The organism is Kitasatospora sp. NPDC004240, from assembly GCF_053603215.1.
Genome location: NZ_JBSGFD010000106.1, coordinates 6,695 through 29,334 on the forward strand (window position 1 = coordinate 6,695; position 22,640 = coordinate 29,334).

Consider the following 22,640-nt stretch of genomic DNA (forward strand, 5'->3'; position numbering starts at 1 on the left):
ACACTCGGCACTCCCTCGCTCCTGCGTCGCTCCCTCGCTTCTCCCTTTCGTCACCGGCGGGCCCTTCGGCTCGGGGCGGGGGACTCGCCCGCTCCCCTTCGGGCCCTCCTGGCCCGGCGCCGACACTCGGCACTCCCTCGCTCCTGCGTCGCTCCCTCGCTTCTCCCTTTCGTCACCGGCGGGCCCTTCGGCTCGGGGCGGGGGACTCGCCCGCTCCTCTCCGTACCCCGCAGTCCCTCGGCCCCTCGGCCCGCGCGGGACTTCCGTATCCTGGCGCGATGCTCGAAGCCGCCCACCTGCCGACCCCGCTGGTCGACTGCCCCGACGAGACCCTGGCCCGGGCCGGCGTGGAGCTGCGGCTGAAGCGGGACGACCTGCTGCACCCGGCCGTGCCGGGCAACAAGTGGCGCAAGCTGGCGCCCAATCTGGCCGCCGCCCTGGAGCAGGGCCACACCCGGTTGCTGACCTTCGGCGGCGCCTACTCCACCCACCTGCGGGCGGTGGCCGTGGCCGCCGGCGCGCTGGGGCTGGAGAGCGTCGGACTGGTCCGCGGCGACGAGCTGGCCGACGCGCCGCGCAACTGGTCGCTGCGGGCCGCCGAGGCGGCCGGGATGCGGCTGTCCTTCCTCTCCCGGGCCGACTACCGCGCGCTGGCCGGCGGCGTTGGCGATCCGGCGGTGGCGGACGGGCTGCGGCGGCGCTGGGGCCCGTGCCTGGTGCTTCCGGAGGGCGGCTCCAACGCGCTCGCGGCCGTCGGCGCGGCCGTGATCCCGTCCGAGCTGCCGGACCTCGGCCCGCGGGACGTGGTGTGCTGCCCGGTCGGCACCGGCGGCACCCTGGCCGGCATCGCGGCCGGCCTGCCGCCGGGCGCCCGGGCGCTGGGGGTGGCGGTGCTGCGCGGCGGCGCCGGGTACCTGGAGGGCGAGGTGGCGCGGCTGCACCGGGAGGCGTACGGCCGGGAGTTCGGCAACTGGCGGATCGACCACGAGCACCACGGCGGCGGCTACGGCCGGGTGCCGGACGCGCTGACGGTCTTCGCGGACGCCTTCGAGCGGCGCCACCGGATCCCGCTGGAGCGCCGCTACGTGGCCAAGCTGCTCGCCGCGCTGCACGGGCTGGCCGCCGCCGGGGCGTTTCCCCGCGGCACCCGGCTGACGGCGGTGGTCACCGGGCTGCCCGACCCGGCCTGAGCGCACCCGGCCGGTGAGCGCCCGGCCCGAAGGGGAAGGGAACGGCCGGGGGCGGGCTCAGCCGAAGGTGAGGTCCGCGCAGACGTCGGTGTCGGCGCCGCGGCTGTTCTCGGCGATGCCGGTGGGCACGCCGGTCGGGGTCGGCAGGCCCGGGGAGGCGGTGCCGCCCGGCGCGGCGGACGGGCCGGCGCCGTCCTCGGTGTGGCCGGCGGGGGAGGGCCGGAAGTCGCGGCCCAGGGTGACGGTGACGCCCTCGGCGGCGGGCTCCTCCACCAGCCGCGCCCCCGGGAAGAGCGCGGCCAACTGCTCGGCGGCGGGCCCGAACGCCGGGCCGTACGCGATCTCGGTGCTGAGCCGCCCGCCGTCGGTCTTCCCGAGGACGACCTCGGTGAAGCCCCTGGCGCGGATCGCCTCGGCGCCGCGGCCGGCCAGGCCGGGGGTGCCGACGCCGTTGACCACGGTGACCGGCGTGGCGGCCAGCTCGGGCGCCAGCGGGCCCGCGGAGGCGGTGCCGGAGACGCTCGCGGAGGGCGAGGCGGACGCGGAGGGCACGTGCCCGGTGCTCTGGCCGTCCAGGGTGCGGTCCTCGCGCAGCAGCTTCCACAGGACGTCGACGTCCGGGCGCACCAGCGCGACCCGGTCGCCGGCGAAGCGCCAGGGGGTGGTGACGAAGGTGACGTCGGCGAGCTTGATGTGCTGCATCGACTGGGCGAACTCGACCAGCTTCATCGCCGAGCCCAGTCCCTCGTCCACGGTGAGCGAGCGGGTGGCGGCGTCGGCGAGCGGGAGCAGGGTCGGCAGGTCGAAGCCGAGGCCCTGGATCTTCTTGATCATGGAGGAGAGGAAGGCCTGCTGGCGCTTCATCCGGCCTATGTCGGAGTTGTCGCCGAATCCGTAGCGGGCCCGCAGGTAGTCCACGGCCGGCTGCCCGGATATCTTCTGCGGGCCCTTCCTCAGCTTGATGTTGTGCGAATCGACCGCGTTGGGGACGCAGACGTCCACGCCGTCGATGGCGCTGGTCATCGCGGCGACGCCCTTGAAGTCGACCACGATGGTGTGGTCGACGCGCAGGCCGGTCATCGACTCCACGGTGTTCTGGGTGCAGGCGGGGTTGCCGTTGGGGGACTCGCCGATCGTGAACGCCTCGTTGAACATCTGGTTCGTCCGGGGCGAGGTCCACTTGCCGCTGGGCAGCCGGCAGGAGGGGATGGTGACCAGCGCGTCCCGGGGTATCGAGACGCCGACGGCGTGCTTCCGGTCGGCGTAGACGTGCAGCAGGATCGCGGTGTCGGAGTGCCCGACGCCCTCGTCGCCGCCGCCGAGGTCGGCGTTGCCGTCGTTGCGGGTGTCCGAGCCCAGCAGCAGCACGTTGACCGGCACCGAGGCGCCCGGGCTGACCGGGACGGGGGCCGGCGGCCGGGTGGTGGCGACGCCGCCCGGGTCGAAGGTGGTGATGTTGCTGTCCAGCCGGTGGTAGAACCAGGCGCCCGCGCCCGCGACGGACAGCACGAGGACGGCGGCCAGGCCCACGGCGGTCCGTACGAAGCGCCGCCTGCGCGAGCTGCTGCTCATCGTCCCCGGGTCTCCCGTTCTCCGAAAAGGGCGCGCGCGGAAGGGGCGCGCGCCGGAAAAGCGCATGCCGACCGACCCCACGGAGGGGTGACGGCAAAGTTCCGAAGGTTAGACGCGCGGGAGGACTGTTCGGTTACACGCGATGAACGGCGAATTCGGTTCGAATCCGACTAATCCTGTGTGATCCTGCTCACGCGCCGGGTCCGGAGGCGTTGGTCAGCATCCGGCGCAGCAGATCGCGCAGCACCGTCCGCTCCTCGTCGTCCAGCGCGGCCAGCGGCTCGCGGGCGAAGTTGAGCGACTCGCGCAGCTCCTCGGAGGCGGCCGCGCCGCTCTCGGTGGCGGCGACCAGCTTCACCCGGCGGTCCTGCCGGTCGGCCTCCCGGGTGACGAAGCCCCGGGACTCCAGCCGGTCGACGATGCCGGTGATGTTGGACGGCTCGCAGCTGAGCGTCTGGGCGATGTGGCGCATCGGCATCGGGCCGCGCCGCAGCAGGGCGAGCACCTTGGCCTGGGCGCCGGTGAGCGAGCGGGCGGCGGCGGCCTCCTCGTACTCGCGGTGGAAGAGACCGACCAGGTTGGCCATCAGGTCGACGACCTCGCGGGTGATCTCGTCGGGCCGCGCGGCGGCGGGCGGGGTCGGCTGGGTGTCCATGGCCACCAGTCTACCTGAACAGTTGACAACGTGAACCTTTCATGTCCATCGTTACTTCAGTAGCTCAACCTTTCATGTCGCCCAGCTGTCCTCGGTACAAGGAGAACCCCCCTCATGGCCCAGTCGGAAGCGCCCGCCACCGCCCGTGAATGGCACCTCGCCGCCCGTCCGCAGGGCTGGCCCACCCCGGCGGACTTCGCGCTGGTGGAGGCGCCCGTCCGCACCCCCGGCCCGGGCGAGATCCTGGTCCGCAACACCCACCTCTCGGTCGACCCGTACATGCGCGGCCGGATGAACGACGTGAAGTCCTACGTACCGCCGTTCGAGCTCGGCAAGGCGATGGACGGCGGCGCGGTCGGTTATGTCGTCGCCTCCGGGGCGGACGGCTACGCCCCGGGCGACGCCGTGCTGCACGGGCTCGGCTGGCGCGAGTACGCCACCCTGGACGCCCGGCACGCGGTGAAGGTCGACCCGGGGGCGGCCCCGCTCTCCGCCTACCTCGGCGTGCTCGGCATGCCGGGTCTGACCGCCTACGCCGGCCTGATCGCGGTCGGCGGCATCAAGGAGGGGGACCGGGTCTTCGTCTCCGGCGCGGCCGGCGCGGTCGGCCAGCTGGTCGGTCAGATCGCCCGGCTCAAGGGCGCCTCGCTGGTGGTGGGCTCGGCCGGTTCGGCGGAGAAGACCGCCGCGCTGGTCGAGGAGTACGGCTTCGACGCCGCCTTCAACTACAAGGACGCCCCGGTCCGCGAGCAGCTCGCCAAGGCCGCCCCGGACGGCATCGACCTCTACTTCGACAACGTCGGCGGCGACCACCTGGAGGCCGCGATCGGCGCGCTGGACGTGCACGGACGAGCCGTGCTCTGCGGCGCGATCGCCCAGTACAACGACACCTCGGCGCCGGCCGGCCCGCGCAACCTGGCGCTCGCGATCGGCAAGCGGCTGCGGCTGGAGGGCATGCTGGTGCGCGACCACGCCGCGCTGCAGCCGCGGTTCGTCGAGGAGGTCGGCGGCTGGCTGCGCGAGGGCCGGCTGCGCTACGCGGAGACCGTGGTGGACGGATTCGAGCACACCGCCGAGGCCTTCCTGGACCTGCTCCGCGGCGCCAACACCGGCAAGATGGTGGTCCGCCTGGAGGGCTGAGACCACGCTGACGCCTCCTCAGGCGCGAGCCGCCCCGTCGCCCGTCCGGGCCCGGGGCGGCTCCCGTGGTTCCGGCACCGGTCCCGTGGTTCGGGCACCGGGCGCTGGCGGCGCGGTCCCACTACCGCAATCCGGGTGTATCCGAAAGTGCGTCAGCGGCCGTGCGGGGCGGCGCGGTACGGTGGTCGGGCCGCACGATGGGGCCGTTCGGGGGAGAGATCCGGCCGAAGGGTGGACCTCGATGGGGATTCGATTAGCATTGAGCGAAAGCCTGTCCGTTTTGCTCAATTTAGTGGCTTAATGTCGGCTAACGTGGGTAACCGTGGATCAACTACAGGCGCACGCGGCACGAGGCAGCTGGGGAAGGCGACCCTCGTCCACAGCCTGGAGGTCCCGGTGACGACACGTGGAGTCCTGTACGTCCACTCCGCGCCCCGCGCGCTGTGCCCGCACGTCGAGTGGGCCGTCGCGGGGGTGCTCGGTGTGCGGGTCGGCCTGGACTGGATCCGCCAGCCGGCCGCGCCCGGCCACTGGCGCGCCGAGTTCTCCTGGCAGGGCGAGCCCGGCACCGCCTCGAAGCTCGCCTCCGCGCTGCGCGGCTGGCAGCTGATCCGCTACGAGGTGACCAGCGAGCCCTGTGCCACGGCGGAGGGCGAGCGGTACAGCAGCACGCCCACGCTCGGCATCTTCCACGCCGTCACGGGCATCCACGGCGACATCCTGATCCCCGAGGACCGGCTGCGCGCCGTCCTGCTGCGCGCCCGCAGCGAGGGCGCCGACCTGGAGGAGGAGATCGCCCGGCTGCTCGGCAAGCCCTGGGACGACGAGTTGGAGCCGTTCCGCTACGCCGGCGAGGGCGCCCCGGTGCGCTGGCTGCACCAGGTGGTCTGAGCCCTCCGCCGCCCCGCGGCACCACGACCGCCCCGCGGCACGACGACGAGGAGGGGCCGGCGCGTTCCGACGCGCCGGCCCCTCCTCGGACGTCCGGGGACGGATCAGACCGAACGGAAGGCCAGCACCACGTTGTGGCCGCCGAAGCCGAACGAGTTGTTCAGCGCGGCGATCCGGCCGTCGGCCGGCAGCGCGCGGGGCTCGTCGCGCACGATGTCCGCGTCGACCTCCTCGTCCAGCTCCGCCACGTTGATGGTGGGCGGGGCGAGGCGGTGGTGCAGCGCCAGCACGGTCGCGACGGTCTCGATGCCGCCGGCGCCGCCCAGCAGGTGGCCGGTCATCGACTTGGTGGCCGAGATGGCGATGTGGTCGAGGTGCTCGCCGAGCTCCTTGCGCAGCGCCTTCAGCTCGGCGGTGTCACCCTGCGGGGTCGAGGTGGCGTGCGCGTTGACGTGCACCAGCTCGGCCTTGTCCAGCTCGTTGCGCTCGAACAGGTCGGCGATCGCGCGGGCCACGCCGGCACCGGTGGGCTCGGGCTGCGCGATGTGGTGCGCGTCCGAGGACAGGCCCTGGCCGACGGCCTCGCAGTAGATGCGGGCACCGCGGGCCTCGGCGTGCTCGACCGACTCCAGCACGACCACGCCGGCGCCCTCGCCGAGCACGAAGCCGTCACGGGCCTTGTCGTACGGGCGCGAGGCCTGCTGCGGGGCGTCGTTGTTCTTGGACATCGCCATCATGTTGGCGAACGCGGCGATCGGCAGCGGGTGGATCGCCGCCTCGGTGCCGCCGGCCACCACGACGTCGGCGCGGCCGGTGCGGATCATCTCGATCGCGTAGCCGATCGCCTCGGCGCCGGAGGCACAGGCGGAGACGGGGGTGTGCACACCCGCGCGGGCGCCGACCTCCAGGCCGACGTTGGCCGCCGGGGAGTTGGGCATCAGCATCGGGACGGTGTGCGGGGAGACCTTGCGGACGCCCTTCTCCTTCAGCACGTCGTACTGGTCGAGGAGGGTGGTCACGCCGCCGATGCCGGAGGCGATCACGGCGCCCAGGCGCTCGGGCGCGAGCTTGGAGGACTCGTCGGTGGCCGGGGTCTCGTAGCCGGCGTCGGCCCACGCCTCGCGGGCCGCGATCAGCGCGAACTGGGCCGAACGGTCCAGCTTGCGGGCCACCGGGCGGGGCAGGACCTCACCCGGCTCCACGGCGGTGCGCGCCGCGATCCGCACGGGGAGCTCGGCGGCCCACTCCTCGGTCAGCGCGGCGACCCCGGAGCGTCCGGCGACCAGGTTCTCCCAGGTCGTGGCGGCGTCGCCGCCCAGCGGCGTGAAGGCGCCGACACCCGTGACGACCACGGTACGGTTTTCAACGGTCACTGGAATGTCTTCTCTCACGTGTGCGGTGGCTCGGCGGCGCCGTGGGTGTGGGGCCCGGCCGGGACGCCTGGGGCGTCCCGGCCGGGGGTCGGCCGGCTCCGGGCCGGCCGTTGGTCAGACGTCGAACACGTCGGACGCGTCGAACGCTCAGGCGTTGGCGAGGATGTAGTCCACCGCGTCGCCGACGGTCTTCAGGTTCTTGACCTCGTCGTCCGGGATCTTGACGTCGAAGCGCTCCTCGGCGGCCACGACGACCTCGACCATGGACAGCGAGTCGACGTCCAGGTCATCGGTGAAGGACTTGTCGAACTCGACGTCCTCGGCCGGGATGCCGGCGATCTCGTTGACGATCTCAGCGAGACCTTCCAGGACCTCGTCCTTGGTAGCCATACTGGCTGCTCCTCTTCGGTGTTGATCGCGGCCGCCCGGCGGACGGACGCAGGCTTTTCTCTGGGGTGGGGCGTAACGCGCCTAGGGGAGCGTAACGACTGCCGCGGCGTAGACCAGACCCGCCCCGAAGCCGATGATCAGGGCGAGATCACCGCTACGGGCTTCGCCGCTCTCCAACATGCGCTCCATCGCCAGCGGGATGGAGGCCGCGGAGGTGTTGCCGGTCTCGGCGATGTCGCGGGCGACGGGCACCGAGTCGGGCAGCTTGAGGGCCTTGATCATGGCGTCGGTGATGCGCATGTTGGCCTGGTGGGGGATGAACGCGCCGAGCTGGTCGGCGGTGATCCCGGCGGCGTCCAGCGCCTGCTGGGCCACCTTGGCCATCTCCCAGACGGCCCAGCGGAAGACGGACTGACCCTCCATCCGCAGCGCCGGCCACTTCGCGCCCTGCTCCGGGTGCTCGCCGGGCCCGTTGACGGCGCCCTCCTTGGCGAACGCGGTGTCCCAGGCCTGGGTCTGCGAGATGACGTCCTTCTGCGAGCCGTCCGAACCCCAGATCAGCTTGCCGATCCCGGGCGTGTCGGAAGGGCCGACGATCGCGGCGCCGGCGCCGTCGCCGAAGATGAAGGCGGTCGAACGGTCCGAGGTGTCGGTCAGGTCGCTGAGCCGCTCCACGCCGATCACCAGCACGTACTCGGCGCTGCCGCCGCGCACCATGCCGTCCGCCAGGCCCAGGCCGTAGCCGAAACCGGCGCAGGCGGCGGAGATGTCGAAGGCCGGGGCGGTGCCGCAGCCGAGGCGCTCGGCGATCTCGGTGGCCACCGCGGGCGTCTGCTTGAGGTGCGAGACGGTCGCGACGATCACGCCGCCGATCCGGTCCGGCGTGATGCCGGCCTGGGCGATCGCCTTGCCGGCCGCCTGCACCGACATCTCGGTGACGGTCTCCTCCGGGCCGGCCCAGCGGCGCTCGGCGATCCCGCTGCGGGTGCGGATCCACTCGTCCGAGGAGTCGATCCAGTTGAGCACCTCGGCGTTCGGGATCACCCGGACCGGGCGGTAACCGCCGACGCCGAGGATGCGCGAGTACTGCGCGCCGGTGGCCGGGCGGATCTGGGGGACGCTCATGCCTGGGTCTCCTGACCGCCGTGCTCCTCGACCAGCTCGCGCGCCTTGTCGAGGTCGGCGGGGGTCTTGAGGGCAAGCGTGGCCACGCCCTTGAGGTTCCGCTTGACCAGGTTGGTGAGGGTGCCCGCCGGGGCGAGCTCGATGACGGCCGTCGCGCCGAGGCGCTGCAGGGTCTCCATGCACAGGTCCCAGCGGACCGGGTTGGAGACCTGCGACACCAGGCGGTCCAGCACCTCGGTGCCGGAGGCGACGACCGCGCCGTCCTTGTTGGACACGTACGCGAGGGCCGGGTCCTGGACGGTCAGGGTGGGCGCCAGCTTGGCGAGACGCTCCACGCCCGGGGCCATGTGCTCGGTGTGGAAGGCGCCGGCGACCTTGAGCGCGATCAGCCGCGCGCCGGCCGGCGGGTCCTCCCGCAGGGCGTCCAGCTGGGCCAGCGTGCCGGCGGCCACGATCTGGCCGCCGCCGTTGTTGTTGGCCGCGGTCAGCCCGTGCTCGGCGAGCTTGGCCGCGACGGCCTCCGGGTCGCCGCCGAGGACGGCGGTCATCCCGGTCTCGGTGACGGCGGCCGCCTCGGCCATCGCCAGGCTCCGCTCGCGGACGAAGGTCAGCGCGTCGTGCGCGGAGAGCACCCCGGCGCCGGCGGCGGCGGTGATCTCACCGACGCTGTGGCCGGCCACGGCGCCGACCAGCTCACGGGCGCGGTCCTCGTCCGGGAACAGCGCGCGGGCGGTCACCAGGCCGGCGGCCACCAGCAGCGGCTGGGCGACGGCGGTGTCCTTGATCTCCTCGGCGGAGGCCTCGGTACCCGCGTGCACCAGGTCGAGCCCGGCGACCTCCGACCAGCCGCGGAGGCGGTCGGCGACACCGTCGAGCTCCAGCCAGGGGCTGAGGAAACCGGGGGTCTGAGCACCCTGTCCAGGGGCGACGATTACGAGCACGGTTCAACCCTCTCTCGCCAGGCGCCCGGGGGCGGGTAGGCGACGGTAACGAAGAAAAGCATCGGGGATTGTAAGTTCCCTACAGCACCCTCAGGAGTGCTCGCCGGCGGCCGTCAGTCGCCCCAGCGCCAGGGCGATCCGTAGCGTGAAGGCCGAACGTACGTCGGAGGGAGCGTAGCCCGTGACGTCGGTCACACGTCGGAGCCGGTAGCGCACCGTGTTGGGGTGGACGAAGAGCATTCTGGCGGCACCCTCCAAGGAGGACGCCTGCTCCAGGTAGACGCTCAGCGTCTCCAGCAGCGCCGACCCGGCCTCGTCCAGCGGTGTGTAGATCTCCTCCACCAACTGGCGGCGGGCCGCGGCGTCCCCGGCGAGCGCGCGTTCGGGCAGCAGGTCGTCGGCGAGCACCGGGCGCGGCGCGTCCGGCCAGGCCGCGCAGGCCCGCAGACCGGCGGCGGCCGCGTGCGCCGAGCGGGTCGCCGACAGCAGGTCCGGCACGGTCGGGCCGACCACCACCGGGCCCGGCGCGAACTGGCCGATCAGCGCCCGGGCGGCGTGCACCGGCTCCTTCTCGCCGCCGACCACCACGACCAGGCGCTTGCCCAGCACCCCGGTCAGCACGTGCAGCTTGGCGTACCGGGCGGCCCGGCGGATCGCCTCGACCACCAGTTCGCTGTCCCCGTCCGGGGCGGAACCCATCACCACCCGCACCTGGCTGGGCTGCCCCCAGCCGAGTGCGGCGGCCCGGGAGAGCACTCCCTCGTCCGCGTCACCGGACAGCAGCGAGTTGACGACCAGTGCCTCCAGCCGGGCGTCCCAGGCACCGCGTGCCTCGGCCGCCTGGGCGTACACCTGGGCGGTCGCGAAGGCGATCTCCCGGGCGTACACCAGCACCGACTCGCGCATGTCCGCCTCGTCGCCGGGCGCGGCCACCTCCTCGATGGCCTCCTCCATCACCTCGATGGTGGTGCGGATCAGCTCGACGGTCTGGCGCAGGGTGATCGCCCTGGTCAGCTCGCGCGGGGCGGTGCCGAAGACGTCGGTGGAGATCGCCTGCGGGGCGTCCGGGCGGCGGTACCACTCGGTGAAGGCGGCGATGCCGGCCTGGGCGACCAGGCCGATCCAGGAGCGGTGCTCCGGCGGCATCCGCCGGTACCAGCCGAGCTGGTCGTCCATCCGCGCGATCGCGGCCGACGCCAGCTTGCCCGAGGACTTCTCCAGCCGCTTGAGCGTCGCGGCACGGCGCTCGGCCCGCTCGGCGGCGAGTTTGCGCTCCTGCGCGGTCAGGCGGGGCGCCGCCCGTCCCGGCCGGTCTCTGGGCGAGGCGGCCGGCAGGCCCTTCCCGTTCTGGTCGGGCTTGGCACTCGGATCGGTCTTGGAGTTCGCGGAGGCGGCTGGCACAAGGACAAGACTGCCTCACCGGAGTGACTGCTCGTGCACAACCCCCACGGGTCGGCCCCGGATCGCACGGTGGCGACCGTCACACCCGCTACCGTGGGGCCGTGACCGACGCGACCGACGCCCCCGCCCGCCCCCGCGCCGACCTGCGGCGGACCGCCGAGCGCTACCGCTCGGCGCCGGCGGAGGGCATCGAGACCAGACACGCGTTCTCCTTCTCCGGCCACTACGACCCGAGGAACACCCACTTCGGCGCGCTGCTCGCCTGCAACGAGGAGCTGATCGCCCCCGGCGCCGGGTACGAGGAGCACCGCCACCGCGACACCGAGATCGTCACCTGGGTGCTCTCCGGCGCGCTCGCCCACCGCGACGACCACGGCCACAGCGGCGTGGTGCGCCCCGGCATGGTCCAGGTGCAGAGCGCCGGCTCCGGCATCGTCCACACCGAGCGTAACGTGGGCGGCGCCGCCGAGCCGGTCCGCTTCGTGCAGATGTGGCTGCAGCCGGACGAGTTCGCCGCGCCCCCCGGGTACGGGCTGCGCCGGGTCGAGCCGGCCGCCGACGGGCTCACCCTGCTCGCCTCGGGCCTCGAACGGGACACCGGCACCGGGGCCCTGCGGCTGCGCCGCCGCGACGCCGCGCTCTGGCTGGTCACCGCCGGCCCCTGGTCGCCGCTGCCGGGGCTGCCCGCCGCCCCCTGGCGCTACGCCCATCTGACGGCGGGTTCGCTCGGCTTCCGCACGGTCCCCGGCCCGCAGGGCGGCGGCCGCTCGATGGTGCCCGGCGACAGCGTCCGGATCACCGGGAACGCCTTCGCCGACCCGACGGCCGGGGAACACGGCGCCGAGCTGCTGCTCTGGGAGATGCGCTCGCCCGTCTCGTACGGCTGACCCGGGCCGGCCCCGGCTCAGGCCCCGCGCAGCTCGGCCAGCACGGCGTCGGTGAACAGCGGCCAGGCCTCCGCGGCCCAGGGGCCGAAGTCCCGGTCGGTGAGCGCGACGCAGGCCACCCCGGCCTCCGGGTCGACCCACAGGAAGGTGCCGGACTGCCCGAAGTGGCCGAAGGTGGCGGGCGAGCTGGTGGTGCCCGTCCAGTGCGGCGACTTCTCGCCGCGGATCTCGAAGCCGAGGCCCCAGTCGTTGGGCCGGCGGTGGCCGAAGCCCGGCAGGACGCCGCCGGTGCCGGGGAAGGCGACCTCGCGGGTGGCGGCCCGCAGGGTGGACGGGTCCAGCAGCTTGGGCGACTGGAGCTCGGCGGCGAACAGCGCCAGGTCGGCCGCGGTGGACAGGCCGCCCGCGCCGGCCGGGGACCTGTGCGCGGTGTTGATCAGCGTGGAGCGCATCCCGAGCGGCTCGAACACCGCCTCGGCGGCGTACCGGCCGAACTCGATGCCCGCGGCCTGCTCCAGGGCGCGGGCCAGCACGTCGAAGCCCGCGTTGGAGTAGAGCCGGCGGTTGCCCGGCTCGGCCATCACCCGGTGCTCGTCGAAGGCCAGCCCCGAGGTGTGGGCCAGCAGGTGGCGGACGGTCGAGCCCTCCGGGCCGGCCGGGTCGTCCAGCTCGAAGACGCCCTCCTCGACCGCGACCAGCGCCGCGTAGGCGGTGAGCGGCTTGGTCACCGAGGCCAGCGGGAACAGGTGCTGCTGCGGCCCGTGCTCCCCCAGGAGCGCGCCGTCGGTGCCCCGCACCACGACGGCCGCCGCGTTCGGCACCGGCCAGTTCTCGATCATCCGCAAGCTCTGCATGGGCCCGACTCTAACCGGGACGCCGCGCCCGGCCGCGTGCGAGGCTTGCCGGGCACCGCGAGGTACACGAACACAGGGGGACCGGGACATGACCACGCTCGCACCGCTCGACGCCGATCCGCGCACCTGCCAGGAGGTGTTCCGCCGGCCGAGCGCCGACCCGGACCGCACCCCGCGGCACGGCATCAGCGAGGTGGCGGCGGCCAGCGGCCTGACCGCGCACACCCTGCGCTGGTACGAGCGGATCGGCCTGCTCGACCCGGTGGACCGCTCCACCAGCGGCCAGCGGCGCTACAGCGACGCCGACCTCGGCCGGCTGGCCTTCCTCGGCCGGCTGCGGCTGACCGGCATGCCGGTGGCCGACATGCTGCGCTACGTGGAGCTGGTGCGCGCCGGCGGCGACACCATGGGCGAGCGGCGGGACCTCCTGGTCGCCCAGCGCGAGGAGGTCCGGCTGCGGATCGCCGACCTGCACGCCACCCTGGCCGTCCTGGATCACAAGATCGGCTTCTACGAGGGGGAGCTGGCCGACTGTCACTGAGCCGACTGTCACCGGGCCGTGCGGTCCGCCGGACCCGCCCCCGGGGCGGGTCCGGCGCGCCGGCCCGGACGGTTCAGACCTCGCGGCCCAGCCAGCCCGCCAGGCGGGTGTAGGCGTCGGCGTCCTCCGGCACCGGCCGGACGGCCTCGAAGGGGATCCCGTCGCCGCGGTTCTCCGGCGGCAGGACGAACCGCGCGATGCCGAACGCGGCCTCGGCCAGCCGCTCGTCCAGCACCCGCTCGCCGCCGAGCGCCCGGTGGATGTCCCAGCCGTGGGTGACGGTCTCCATGACGTAGCCGCCGACCGCGGCCCGTCCCGGCACCTCGCCCCACGGGGCGACGGTCGGGCGGTCCAGCTTGGCGTCGTCCGCCCAGGCGGTCTCGACCCGGGCGCGGGCCCGGGCGAGCGCGCCCGGCCAGGCGTCGTCGGGCAGTTCGCCGGTCGCGGCGGCCACGTCCTGCGCGGGGCCGCCCTCGCCCATGTAGGCGAGCCGGTGGATCCCGCCGACGGTGTGCGAGAGCAGTCCCCGCAGGTCGTACTCGGTGCACGGGGTCGGGCGCCCCAGCGACTCCGGGGTGACCTCCGCGAACAGCTTCTCCAACTGGCCGAGCGCGAGCAGGTACAGCGGGCGGGGGTCCTGGGTGGTGTCCATGCGGGTGCGTACTCCGTACCGTGAGAGCGGTGTTGCGGTCGGCACGTACTCTCACGGGAAATCATGACAACCACCGTCATGTTTTCTGGGATCCTCTTGAGCCATGAAGGCCGACCGCCTGCTCTCGATCCTCCTGCTGCTCCAGACCCGTGGCCAGGTGTCGGGCACCGAACTCGCCGAACGGCTGGAGGTGTCGGTGCGGACCATCTACCGCGACATCGAGGCGCTGTCCGCCGCCGGTGTCCCCGTCTACACCGAGCGCGGCCGCCACGGCGGCATCAGCCTGCTGCCCGGCTACCGCACCGACGTCACCGGGCTGACCGCCGACGAGGCCCGCGCCCTGTTCGTGCTCTCCGCCCAGGGCGCGCACAGCGACCTCGGCCTGGACGGCGCGCTCGGCTCGGCGCTGCGCAAGGTGATGGCCGCGCTGCCCGCCCCGCACCGCCCCGGCGCCGAGCGGATCAGCGAACGCATCCTGATCGACCCCGCGCGCTGGCTCCAGGCCGGCGCCGCCTCCACCGGCCCGGACCTGGGCGAGCTCCAGTACGCGGTGTTCACCGACCGCCGGCTGCGGATGCGCTACCGCCACTCCGGCGCGCCCGCCCCGGTGGAGTACACCGTCGACCCGTACGGCCTGGTCAGCAAGGCGGGCGTCTGGTACCTGGTGGCGGACCTGCGCGGGGAGCCGCGGCTGTTCCGGGCCGACCGGGTGCGCGACGCCGGGACCACCGACGCGCCGGTGCGCCGGCGGCCCGGGCACGGGCTCGGTGACGTCTGGGCGGTGCTGCGCGAGCAGGTGGAGCGGCTGCCGGTGGAGGTGCCGGTCCGGGTGCGGGTCCGCCGCGGGCGCCTGGACCTCTTCGTCCGCATCCACGCGGCCCGGCTCACCGCGCCGCCGCCCGAGTGCGGCTCGGGGGCGCCGGAGGACTGGGTGGAGCTGGAGATGGGCTTCCACGCGGTGCAGGCCGTCCGGGCGCTGCTGGCCTTCGGCGCGGACGCCGAGGTGCTGTCGCCGCCCGCGGCCCGCCGTGAGCTGGCCCGGGCCGCCGCCGAGACGGTCCGGCTGTACGGGCCGGAGGCTCAGGTGCCCGAGACGGGGCGGACCACGGAGTCGTAGTGGCCGAGCGAGATCGCCGCGAAGTTGCGCAGGCTGTCGCTGTCCGCCGCGAAGTAGCCGTTGTGGCCGGAGGATCCGGCGCAGGAGATCTGCTCGGACCCGAAGTCGGAGGAGGTCGGGTCCGCGCCGTGGCCGAGCCCGCCCACCTCCAGGTACGGCACGTTGCCGATCCAGTCGCTGCCGTTGCGGGTGGCCCAGACGTGCACGCCGGCGCCGAGCTCGGTGCCGCTCTCCACGCCCATGCCGGGGCTGCCGAAGACCACCACGTCGGTGATCCCGGAGGTGTCCGAGGGCGAGGCGGCGGCGCGCGGGATGTCCGGGGCTGCCGTGCCGCAGACCACGGTGCCGTACGAGTGGCAGAGCAGCGCGGGCGGGGCGTCCGGGCGGGTGGTCTCCTTCAGCCCGGCGAGCAGCCGGCCCAGCCGGGGCGCGGCGACGTCGGCGAGACGGGAGGTGACGGCGTCGGGGCCGAGGCCGGACGGTGTGACGTAGCCGGTCCAGGCGATGACCGCGACCCGGGTACCGGGGGCCTGCCGGCGCTCCTCGGTGAGCAGCGCGCGGGCCATCCCGGCGGGGGAGCGCAGCGGGTCGGCGGTCTGGTCGAAGTGGCCGAGGTCGGCGTCCGAGCCGGGGACGATCACGGAGATCCGCTCGGCGTCCGACAGATCGCCCCAGACCTCGGTGATCAGGCCGCGGCCGCGCGGGTCGAAGGCGAGGATCTGCCGGCCGTCCGCCAGCAGGCGGCCGATGTCGTTGGCGCGGGAGACGGCGAGCGCGCGCTGTTCGGCGTCGAGCTGCCGGTCGGCGGCGCGGGTCCGGGCGCGCTCGCGCTCGGCGGCGAGGGCGATCCGGTTGGCGCGGTAGCGCAGTTCGACGGGCGCGCCGTCGTAGTTGCCGACGACCAGCGGGTAGTCCTGGATCAGCCGATCGAGCTCGGTGGGCGCCAGCGAGGCGAAGAACTCGGCGGCGGCGGCCGGGGTGGTGGTGGCCGGGTCGGGCAGCCACCGGCCGAAGGAGTGGTCCTCGACCCAGGCGGCGCTGCCGGCCGGGGGCGTCGAGATCGCCAGCTGCTCCGTGGAGGCGGCGGCCTGGGCGGCCGCGGCGCCCGCGTCCGCGAGCACGGCGCAGCCCGCGGCGGCGCCGATCAGTACGCGCTTCCACCGCCGACGGCGCATCGCGTCAACTCCCTTGGGACCCGTGACCGTTCGCGGGCCGGGCCCGGAGGGTGGTACGACTGCCGACTTCCTCCGCCAGCCTAGGGGGCCCGAGGGGGGAACGGCACGCCCCAAACTGTGTGATGGCTCACACCGCCGGGGCGTCCCTCCCGGGCGCGCGGGCGCCCGGGAGGGCCTGGTCACCGTCCTGGGACGGGCCCGGCGGGGGTCACAGCAGCGAGGTCCAGGTGCTGCAGCTGCGGTCGGGGTGGACCTGGCGGTCCGGGTGACCGCCGCCGTCGGCGACCGAGATCCGCCGGTAGCTCTCGCCGTGGAACACCCAGTACTCGCTGGCTCCGCCCACCCGCTGCCGGTCGGGCACCGGGAGGAAACAGTCGACCTGCCGGACGCCGCCCAGCGAGCCCCACTGGGTGAGTTCGCGGTCGGAACGCTCCAGCACGTCGGTGTGCGCGTTGCCGTCGGCGACGGAGATCAGCCGGTAGCGCTGCCGTCCGCCGGTGGTGTGGAACACCCAGTACCAGCTCTTGCCGCCGACCCGCTGCTGGTCGGGGACGGGCAGGAAGCAGTCCACCCGGCCGACGCCGCCCAGCGAGGACCAGAGCGACAGCTCCCGGTCGGGGCGCTCCAGGGCGCCGGTGTGGCGGCCGCCGTCCGGGGTGATCGAGATCATCCGGTAGACCTGCCGCCCGTCGGTGCTGTGAAAGAGCCAGTACCAGCTCTTGCCGCGGGGGTTCTGCAGATCGGGCATCGGCAGCAGGCAGTCGACCCGGGCGACGCCCCGGAAGGCCGGATGGGCGCCCAGGTCGCCGTCGGGCTTGACCAGCCGGTCGGGGTTGTCGGTGCCGTCCGCGACCGAGATCTTGCGGTACCGGCCGCCGTGGCAGGCCCAGTACTGGCTCTGGCCGGCCTGCCGCTGCTGGTCGGGGACGGGCACCAGCGCGTCGCACGGGTACGCCTTGCCGGACCGCGTGCCCTGGTCGGCCGTCCCGGCCTGGGAGCCCCCGGAGGCCTGGGCCTCCCCGACCAGCTTGCCGTCGGCCAGCGCCCGCAGGGTGCTCAGCGAGGGCGCGAAGCAGTACACCGAGCCCTGGGTCCGGACGAACTGCTGGAAGCTCAGCGGGGTGTGCTTGAGGGTGCCGTCCTGGCCGCGGCTCTCGTAGTCGATGGTGCTGGGCAGGCCGATCATCGGGTCGCGGCCGGGCTCGGGGTGGCGTCCGGGCGGGAAGTTCTCCTCGTCGACCCAGGCGGTCTGGATGAACTCGAACTGCCGGGCGATGTCCGCCTGGTAGCAGACGAAGAGCAGTCCGCGCGGGTCGTCGGGCCCGCCGGGGCCCTCCGCCGCCGGGTCGAAGGGCTGCCCGTACGGCGCGCCGCGGCGCATGATCCGCCGGCCGTCCAGCACCGCGGCGTCGAACGGCGGGGTCGTCGGGTTGGGCGCCTGGAGGCCGGCCCGGGGGCTGGTCTTGCGCAGGTGCGAGAAGAGCGGGGTGACCAGGCCCTCCAGGTCGTCCCGGAAGTCGAAGTCGTTGTCGTTGGCGGCGGCCGGGTCGAACGGCACGTCCCGGTCCTGGTGCTTGCAGACCGGCGCGCCCGAGCGCCAGCGGCCGACCAGCCGGGCGGCCAGCCACTCGGCGGTGGCGCCCTCGGGGACGGCCTTGGCCTGCTTGAGCTCGCGCAGCTTGACCGAGACCTGCGCCCACCAGCCGGGGACGTCCTGGGCGAGGCGCCGGACCACCTGGAAGGAGCCGTTGCGCGCCCAGACCGGGAAGTCGGTGAAACTGCCGGGGGCGGGCTGCTCGCCGACCACGAACTCGCCGGCCGGGACGATCCGGCTGCCGGGGTGGCCCTCGACCTCCTCCGGCCGGGTGCCGGAGGGCCGGTCGAAGAAGCGCACGCCGGGCTCGCTGACGCCGTCCTTGAAGCCGAAGTGCTCCTTGCCCCGGCGGGCGCCCTGCAGGGTGGCGGCGTTCTGCTGGAAGACGGTGACGATCCTGGCCTCGGCGGAGGACTCGCGCTGCGCGGTGACGGCGGCGGTGAGGTCGGCCGGGTCGTCCGCGGCGATGGTGAGCACCGCGTGGACGGGCTGGTTGCGGTTGTCGCCGAAGAGCCAGTTCTCCGGGGAGCTGTCGCCGGTGTCGCCGAGGGCGCCGGCGCGCTTGGCGGAGCCGTCCCGGAACGCCTCCAGGCCGCTGCCGGTCGGCGGGGCCTTCTCGAAGGGGTCGGTGAGGGAGAGCTGGCGCATGCCCTCGTAGGTGAGGCCGATGCCGAGCCAGGTCGCCTTGAGCGTCCTGGGGTCGTCACCGCCCGAGGACTTCCGGGCCTCGCTGAACGCCGCGTTGAACGCCGCCACCTGGCGGGTGGTGGCGATCTGCGGGGCCAGTGCCCGTAGCCATTCGCGGGCTCTCGCCGCGTCCTCGAACTTCAGGAACAGCAGGGTGACGTGGTCCTTCTTGAAGCCGGCGACGATGTCGCCCTGGATCTCGTCGCTCTCGCGCAGCCTCAGATCCGCTGCCATCCGGGGAACCTCCGTTGGTGAGGGGTGGAAGAGGGGAGCGGCGGTCAGGCCGAGGAGCTGAGCTGGACCCACTGCGCGACGCTGGGCGTGCCGTCCTCGTTGAGCAGGAAGAGCATGTAGAACCCGGGGGGCGCGGCCTTGGCGTCCGGCGGGGCCTGGAGCTCCAGGCGCGTCCCGGCCCGGCTGGTGACCCGCAGTTCCAGGTGGCGCTGGCTGGTGTTGACCGCGTGGGTGGCCGTGGTGGGGGAGAGCAGGACGGCCCGCGCGGCGCGCTCGGGGGTGTTGGTGGTGACCAGGAACTTCTTGTCGTAGCCGATCGGCGAGGTCGGGGCGCGGTCGAGCGAGGGCCGGTTGCCCTTGTGCAGGTACGCCGGCTCGTAGATCTCGATGGTGCCGTTCATGTCGTCCTTGATGTCCGGGTCGTTGGCGAGCTGCTGGAGCTCGTCGCCGGTCACCATGACGCGCCCGTCGGGCAGGACCACGGCGTTGGAGTGGTAGCCGCGCGGCAGCCGCTGGACGGGGCCGAGCCTCCAGTTGCCCTGGCCGTCGCGCAGCTCGGTCTGGCGGTACTTCAGGTCCGCGTTGGGGTTGTACGGGCCGTTGCCGTAGTCGCGGATGTCGTACGAGCCGTTGACGGTCATCAGGTTGCCGTCGGGCAGCAGCAGGGTGTCGTCCTGGGTGCGGCCGAAGGCGCGGGACTTCTCGGCCGTCCAGACGCCGTTGGCGAGCTTGAGGGTGCTCGGGTTGTCCCGGTCGCCGCCGAGGACGAGGACGGAGTCGGGGCCGTTGACGCCGCCGGGCAGCGGGACCGCGGAGCCGTACAGGCGCTTCTTGCCGTCCGGACGGGCGGGCAGGTCGGCGCGGCTCTCGTTGACCGGGTCGAAGACCCACTGCTCCTTGGGGTCGCGGCCGAGGCCGACGACGCTGCCGTCGCGCAGCGAGAACAGGTGCGGGTAGTCCAGGCTGAAGGGGGCGTCGGCCTTGAAACGGTCGACCGGGGTGTTGGTGGGGATCTGGGTCTTGAGCTGCGGCACCGCGTAGCCCTTGGCGGGGAAACGTTCCACCACCGGGGTCGGGGTGCCCCAGCCGAGCTCCGACTGGCCGGACATGATCAGCTGCCGGCCCTCGGCGGTGGTGACCACGGACGGGTACCAGCGGCCGACCGACATGTCGGGGTTGCGGGTCCAGGTCTCCGTCCAGGGGTCGAAGATCAGGGACAGCTTGGCGCCGCTGCCGCCGTTGCCGCCCAGGTTGCCGCCGAAGACGCCGAGCATGCCGTTGGGCAGGAAGGAGTGACCGGCGCAGAAGAACGGCGCCGGGCGGGGCTGGTTGAGGTCGTCCGGCATGTCGATCACCGGCGGGGTGACCTTCTTGAAGGCGTCGGCGCCGGTGCCCAGGGCTGGGTCCCACAGGAAGGCCCGGCCGGCGTTCTCCTTGCCGGTGGTCTGGGTGGGCGCGGGCTCCTTCTCCGGGTTGGTCTCGATCCGCTCGAAGGAGAACAGCAGCACCTTGCCGGTGGGCAGCATGGCGATGTGCGCGGCGAACTCGGGGGAGGGGAAGTACTCCTTGAAGGCGCCGGACACGGTGGGGTCGAACCCGGCGTTGATCCTGGTCTGCGACTCGGTCAGGGCGTTGAGCCGGTTGGTCCGGGTGGACTGCGGGTAGTCGCCGACGCCCCGGACCGCCGCGCGGGCGCTGGCGTGCTCCTCGGCGTGCTGCTGCCCGAGCGCCGCCACCTCGTCCTCGCGCATCTCCTGCATCACCCGCGGCGAGGCGATGTGCGGGACGGCGTCGGACGGGTCGCCGTGGGCGCCGGCCGGCACCGCCGGGGCCAGCACGACGCCGGCGGTGAGCGCGCAGACCACGGCGGCGCCCGCGGACCAGTGGTGACGGGCCGGCGGGCGCGGGCGCAGCGGTGGCCGGGCGGGGGACGGGGACATGGGACTCCTCGGAGGAGGGGGCGTCTGGGGGAAGGCCGGCGAGGGGGCCCGGGTGACCGTGGGCGGGAACCCGTCCCGGTGGCCGACGGTGACAGGAGATCACAGGGAGTGGTGGTTCGCATGCGGATTCAGCCGCTCCGGGGTGTGTCGCCGGGCATCCGGGCGGGACGCGGGCGCCGATTTCCCACGCCCCGTCAGTTTCCTTGCGCGCGAGGCCCGGACCGCACGGGCGGCCGGGCCGGGCGGACGCGGTCAGACCACGCCCAGCGCGTACGCCGCGAAGCAGGCCGCCGCCGTGCCGGCCACCGCCTTCGCGGCCCGGGACAGAGCGGTCCACGGGCCGTCGAAGCGCCGCGCGAACCACCCGATCGCCACCAGGACCACCCCGAACAGCGGAAGCAGCGTCACCCGGGCGGCCACCCAGCCCGGCGAGTCCGGCGCGGTGGTCAGCCCGGCCACCTCGCCGAACCCGGCCGCGCCGGGCACCGCGACCGCCAGCATCGCGCTCTGGTGCCAGCAGAAGATCGTCATCGCCGACAGGTTGACCGCCACCACCGGCAGCCAGAGCAGCGGACGGCGGCCCAGCAGCCGGCCCAGCCGCTCCCGCAGCAGCACCGCCGCGCCGCACTGCACCGCCGCCAGGGCGAGCACCAGCAGGGACGGCGGGTGCGAGTTGGTGCGCTCCGCGCCGGGGACGCCGACCATGCTCGCCGGGTAGTCGAAGCCGAGCAGCAGCAGGGCGAACAGCGCGCCCCCGCCGACCAGCAGCAGCCGCGCCGCCGGACGGCCCAGTCGGCCGCGCGCCCACAGCACCCCCAGCTGGTAGCCGAACAGCCAGCCCGGAAGGACGTTCACCAGCCCGATCCAGGACGGCACGGCCCCGGCCCACGGCCCGTACCGCAGCAGGTCGACCACGGCCACCACGGCCATCAGCAGGCCCGCCGACCCGCCGCGCAGCCGGTCGGCCGCCGCCACGCACAGCGGGGTGAGCGCGGTCAGGCCCAGGTAGACGCCGATGTACCAGAGTGGCTGCACCACCAGCACCGCGCCGGTGCGCACGGTGTCGTCCGGGACCCCGAGCCGCCCCAGCAGCGGGATCAGCGCCGCCCAGACGGCCGTGACCCCGAGCACCGGGCGCAGCAGCCGCACGGCGCGGGCGCGCAGCCAGCGGCCGTACCCCTCGCCGCGGGCGCGGGCCCGCTCCAGGGAGCGGACCGAGGAGTGGCCGCCGACCAGGAAGAACACCCCGAGCATCTGCAGCAGCCAGCTGACGGGGGCGAAGAAGCCCAGGTGGGAGAGCGGGCTGGCGTTGTGCAGGGCGCCGTCGGGGGAGAGCGTGAAGCCGCCGAGCAGCCAGTGGCCGACGGGGACGGAGAGCAGGGCGAGGGCGCGCAGTCCGTCCAGGGCGCGGTCGCGGCTGTCGGGGGTGCGGGCGTCGACCTGGCCGGCGGCGCGGCGCAGCGCGGCGAGCGGGGCGGGCATGGTGGTGCTCCTTCCGTGGCGCGGGAGTGGTCGGGTGGTGCGGGGGTGTTCGGGCCGGCAGGAGGGGCTCGGGGGTTGAGCTCGGCGGGGTTGGGCTCGGCGGCCGGGGCCCGGCGGCCGGGGCTCACCCGCCGAGGGCGAGCGCGGCGTACGCGGCGAGCGAGGCGGTGCCGGGGGCGAAGTAGCCGGTGTGGCCCTCGGCGCCGGTGGCCGGCAGCGGGCGGGCGCCGAAGCCGGGCCCGGTGGGGTCGGCGCCGTGGCCGAGGCCGAACAGCGAGACCTTGGGCACCTTGCGCACCCAGTCGGAGCCGGCCAGTTCGGTGGCCCACAGCGGCACCCGGGGGTCGAGCTCGGCGGCCGAGCCGACGCCCATGCCGGGCGAGCCGAGCACCACCAGGCCGGAGGCCCGCTCCGGGCCGGGCGCGGCCAGTCCGCAGACCACCGAGCCGTAGCTGTGGCAGAACACGGTGGCGGGCGCGTCCGGGCGGGTGCTCTCCCGCAACCCGTCGAGCAGCCGGCCGAGCCGTACGGCGCCGGCCTCGGCGAGGTCCTCGGTGGCCGCGTCCAGGCCGACCCCGACCGGGGTGGTGTACCCGGCCCAGGCGATCACCGCGGTCCGCCCGTCGGTGGCCCCGTGCAGCGCCCGGGCCATCCCGGCGGGCGTCCCGTACGGGTCGCGGGCGCGGTCGAAGCTCATCAGGTCGACGTCGGAGCCCGGCACCACGACGGCGGTGCGGCGGGCCGCGGCCAGGTCGCCGAACACCTCGGCGACCTGGCCTCGGCCGCGCGGGTCGAAGGC

General features: G+C 74.3%; 20 protein-coding genes. 6 read left to right on the forward strand and 14 right to left on the reverse strand.

Annotated features, from left to right (window positions below; all coding sequences use genetic code 11):
* Positions 1 to 278 precede the first annotated feature (278 nt).
* Positions 279 to 1,190, forward strand: coding sequence for a 1-aminocyclopropane-1-carboxylate deaminase/D-cysteine desulfhydrase (locus tag ACWEQL_RS25915; protein WP_452152705.1), 912 nt, complete (start codon positions 279 to 281; stop codon positions 1,188 to 1,190).
* A gap of 57 nt (positions 1,191 to 1,247) precedes the next feature.
* Here ACWEQL_RS25915 and ACWEQL_RS25920 read toward each other — a convergent pair whose 3' ends face one another.
* Entirely contained in the window at positions 1,248 to 2,762 is a 1,515-nt protein-coding gene (locus ACWEQL_RS25920; protein ID WP_452152706.1) for an LCP family protein, read from the reverse strand.
* A 190-nt stretch (positions 2,763 to 2,952) separates the two neighbouring features.
* Positions 2,953 to 3,417: a MarR family winged helix-turn-helix transcriptional regulator gene (locus ACWEQL_RS25925; RefSeq protein WP_452152707.1), complete on the reverse strand. Its 465-nt coding sequence runs from the start codon at positions 3,415 to 3,417 to the stop codon at positions 2,953 to 2,955.
* A gap of 114 nt (positions 3,418 to 3,531) precedes the next feature.
* On the opposite strand from ACWEQL_RS25925, the gene ACWEQL_RS25930 reads away from it, so the two are divergent.
* Together ACWEQL_RS25930 and ACWEQL_RS25935 are read left to right on the forward strand one after the other, a co-directional pair.
* Entirely contained in the window at positions 3,532 to 4,557 is a 1,026-nt protein-coding gene (locus ACWEQL_RS25930; RefSeq protein WP_452152708.1) for an NADP-dependent oxidoreductase, read from the forward strand.
* A 396-nt stretch (positions 4,558 to 4,953) separates the two neighbouring features.
* Complete coding sequence (locus ACWEQL_RS25935; RefSeq protein WP_452152709.1) at positions 4,954 to 5,448, forward strand: DUF3145 domain-containing protein; 495 nt, start codon at positions 4,954 to 4,956, stop codon at positions 5,446 to 5,448.
* Positions 5,449 to 5,552: 104 nt separating this feature from the next.
* Here ACWEQL_RS25935 and fabF read toward each other — a convergent pair whose 3' ends face one another.
* The 5 genes from fabF to ACWEQL_RS25960 form a co-directional block, all read right to left on the reverse strand.
* On the reverse strand, positions 5,553 to 6,821 hold the full coding sequence (gene fabF, locus ACWEQL_RS25940; protein ID WP_452152710.1) for a beta-ketoacyl-ACP synthase II: 1,269 nt from the start codon (positions 6,819 to 6,821) through the stop codon (positions 5,553 to 5,555).
* A 147-nt stretch (positions 6,822 to 6,968) separates the two neighbouring features.
* The gene (locus tag ACWEQL_RS25945) at positions 6,969 to 7,211 is read right to left on the reverse strand and encodes an acyl carrier protein (protein ID WP_148645266.1); all 243 of its coding nucleotides are present in this window, start codon (positions 7,209 to 7,211) and stop codon (positions 6,969 to 6,971) included.
* 81 nt (positions 7,212 to 7,292) lie between these two features.
* Positions 7,293 to 8,336 (reverse strand): beta-ketoacyl-ACP synthase III, encoded by a 1,044-nt coding sequence (locus ACWEQL_RS25950; RefSeq protein ID WP_452152711.1) that lies wholly within the window; start codon positions 8,334 to 8,336, stop codon positions 7,293 to 7,295.
* A complete protein-coding gene (locus ACWEQL_RS25955) occupies positions 8,333 to 9,277 on the reverse strand; it encodes an ACP S-malonyltransferase (protein ID WP_452152712.1) in 945 nt (314 codons plus the stop codon). The genes ACWEQL_RS25950 and ACWEQL_RS25955 overlap by 4 nt, the downstream gene beginning before the upstream one ends.
* A gap of 90 nt (positions 9,278 to 9,367) precedes the next feature.
* A complete protein-coding gene (locus ACWEQL_RS25960; RefSeq protein WP_452152724.1) occupies positions 9,368 to 10,564 on the reverse strand; it encodes a PucR family transcriptional regulator in 1,197 nt (398 codons plus the stop codon).
* 215 nt (positions 10,565 to 10,779) lie between these two features.
* On the opposite strand from ACWEQL_RS25960, the gene ACWEQL_RS25965 reads away from it, so the two are divergent.
* On the forward strand, positions 10,780 to 11,565 hold the full coding sequence (locus ACWEQL_RS25965; RefSeq protein ID WP_452152713.1) for a pirin family protein: 786 nt from the start codon (positions 10,780 to 10,782) through the stop codon (positions 11,563 to 11,565).
* Positions 11,566 to 11,582: 17 nt separating this feature from the next.
* Here ACWEQL_RS25965 and ACWEQL_RS25970 read toward each other — a convergent pair whose 3' ends face one another.
* A complete protein-coding gene (locus ACWEQL_RS25970; protein ID WP_452152714.1) occupies positions 11,583 to 12,419 on the reverse strand; it encodes a serine hydrolase domain-containing protein in 837 nt (278 codons plus the stop codon).
* Positions 12,420 to 12,507: 88 nt separating this feature from the next.
* On the opposite strand from ACWEQL_RS25970, the gene ACWEQL_RS25975 reads away from it, so the two are divergent.
* The gene (locus tag ACWEQL_RS25975; protein WP_452152715.1) at positions 12,508 to 12,960 is read left to right on the forward strand and encodes a MerR family transcriptional regulator; all 453 of its coding nucleotides are present in this window, start codon (positions 12,508 to 12,510) and stop codon (positions 12,958 to 12,960) included.
* A gap of 73 nt (positions 12,961 to 13,033) precedes the next feature.
* Here the strand turns inward: ACWEQL_RS25975 and ACWEQL_RS25980 are convergent, their stop codons facing one another.
* Positions 13,034 to 13,612 carry a TIGR03086 family metal-binding protein gene (locus tag ACWEQL_RS25980; protein WP_452152716.1) on the reverse strand — a complete coding sequence of 193 codons (579 nt, stop codon included), beginning with the start codon at positions 13,610 to 13,612 and terminating at the stop codon, positions 13,034 to 13,036.
* 103 nt (positions 13,613 to 13,715) lie between these two features.
* Here ACWEQL_RS25980 and ACWEQL_RS25985 point away from each other — a divergent pair, with 103 nt between their 5' ends.
* Entirely contained in the window at positions 13,716 to 14,729 is a 1,014-nt protein-coding gene (locus ACWEQL_RS25985; protein WP_452152717.1) for a helix-turn-helix transcriptional regulator, read from the forward strand.
* On the opposite strand, the gene ACWEQL_RS25990 is transcribed toward ACWEQL_RS25985, so the two are convergent.
* The 5 genes from ACWEQL_RS25990 to ACWEQL_RS26010 form a co-directional block, all read right to left on the reverse strand.
* Positions 14,693 to 15,904, reverse strand: coding sequence for an alpha/beta hydrolase (locus tag ACWEQL_RS25990; protein WP_452152718.1), 1,212 nt, complete (start codon positions 15,902 to 15,904; stop codon positions 14,693 to 14,695). The genes ACWEQL_RS25985 and ACWEQL_RS25990 overlap by 37 nt on opposite strands.
* Before the next feature lie 208 nt (positions 15,905 to 16,112).
* A complete protein-coding gene (locus ACWEQL_RS25995) occupies positions 16,113 to 18,419 on the reverse strand; it encodes a Dyp-type peroxidase (RefSeq protein WP_452152719.1) in 2,307 nt (768 codons plus the stop codon).
* Positions 18,420 to 18,463: 44 nt separating this feature from the next.
* Positions 18,464 to 20,359, reverse strand: coding sequence for a galactose oxidase-like domain-containing protein (locus ACWEQL_RS26000; RefSeq protein WP_452152720.1), 1,896 nt, complete (start codon positions 20,357 to 20,359; stop codon positions 18,464 to 18,466).
* Between the two features lie 252 nt (positions 20,360 to 20,611).
* Positions 20,612 to 21,841, reverse strand: a complete 1,230-nt coding sequence (locus ACWEQL_RS26005; protein ID WP_452152721.1) for an acyltransferase family protein — start codon at positions 21,839 to 21,841, stop codon at positions 20,612 to 20,614.
* 124 nt (positions 21,842 to 21,965) lie between these two features.
* A partial coding sequence (locus tag ACWEQL_RS26010) for an alpha/beta hydrolase (protein WP_452152722.1) occupies positions 21,966 to 22,640 on the reverse strand: 675 nt, incomplete at its 5' end.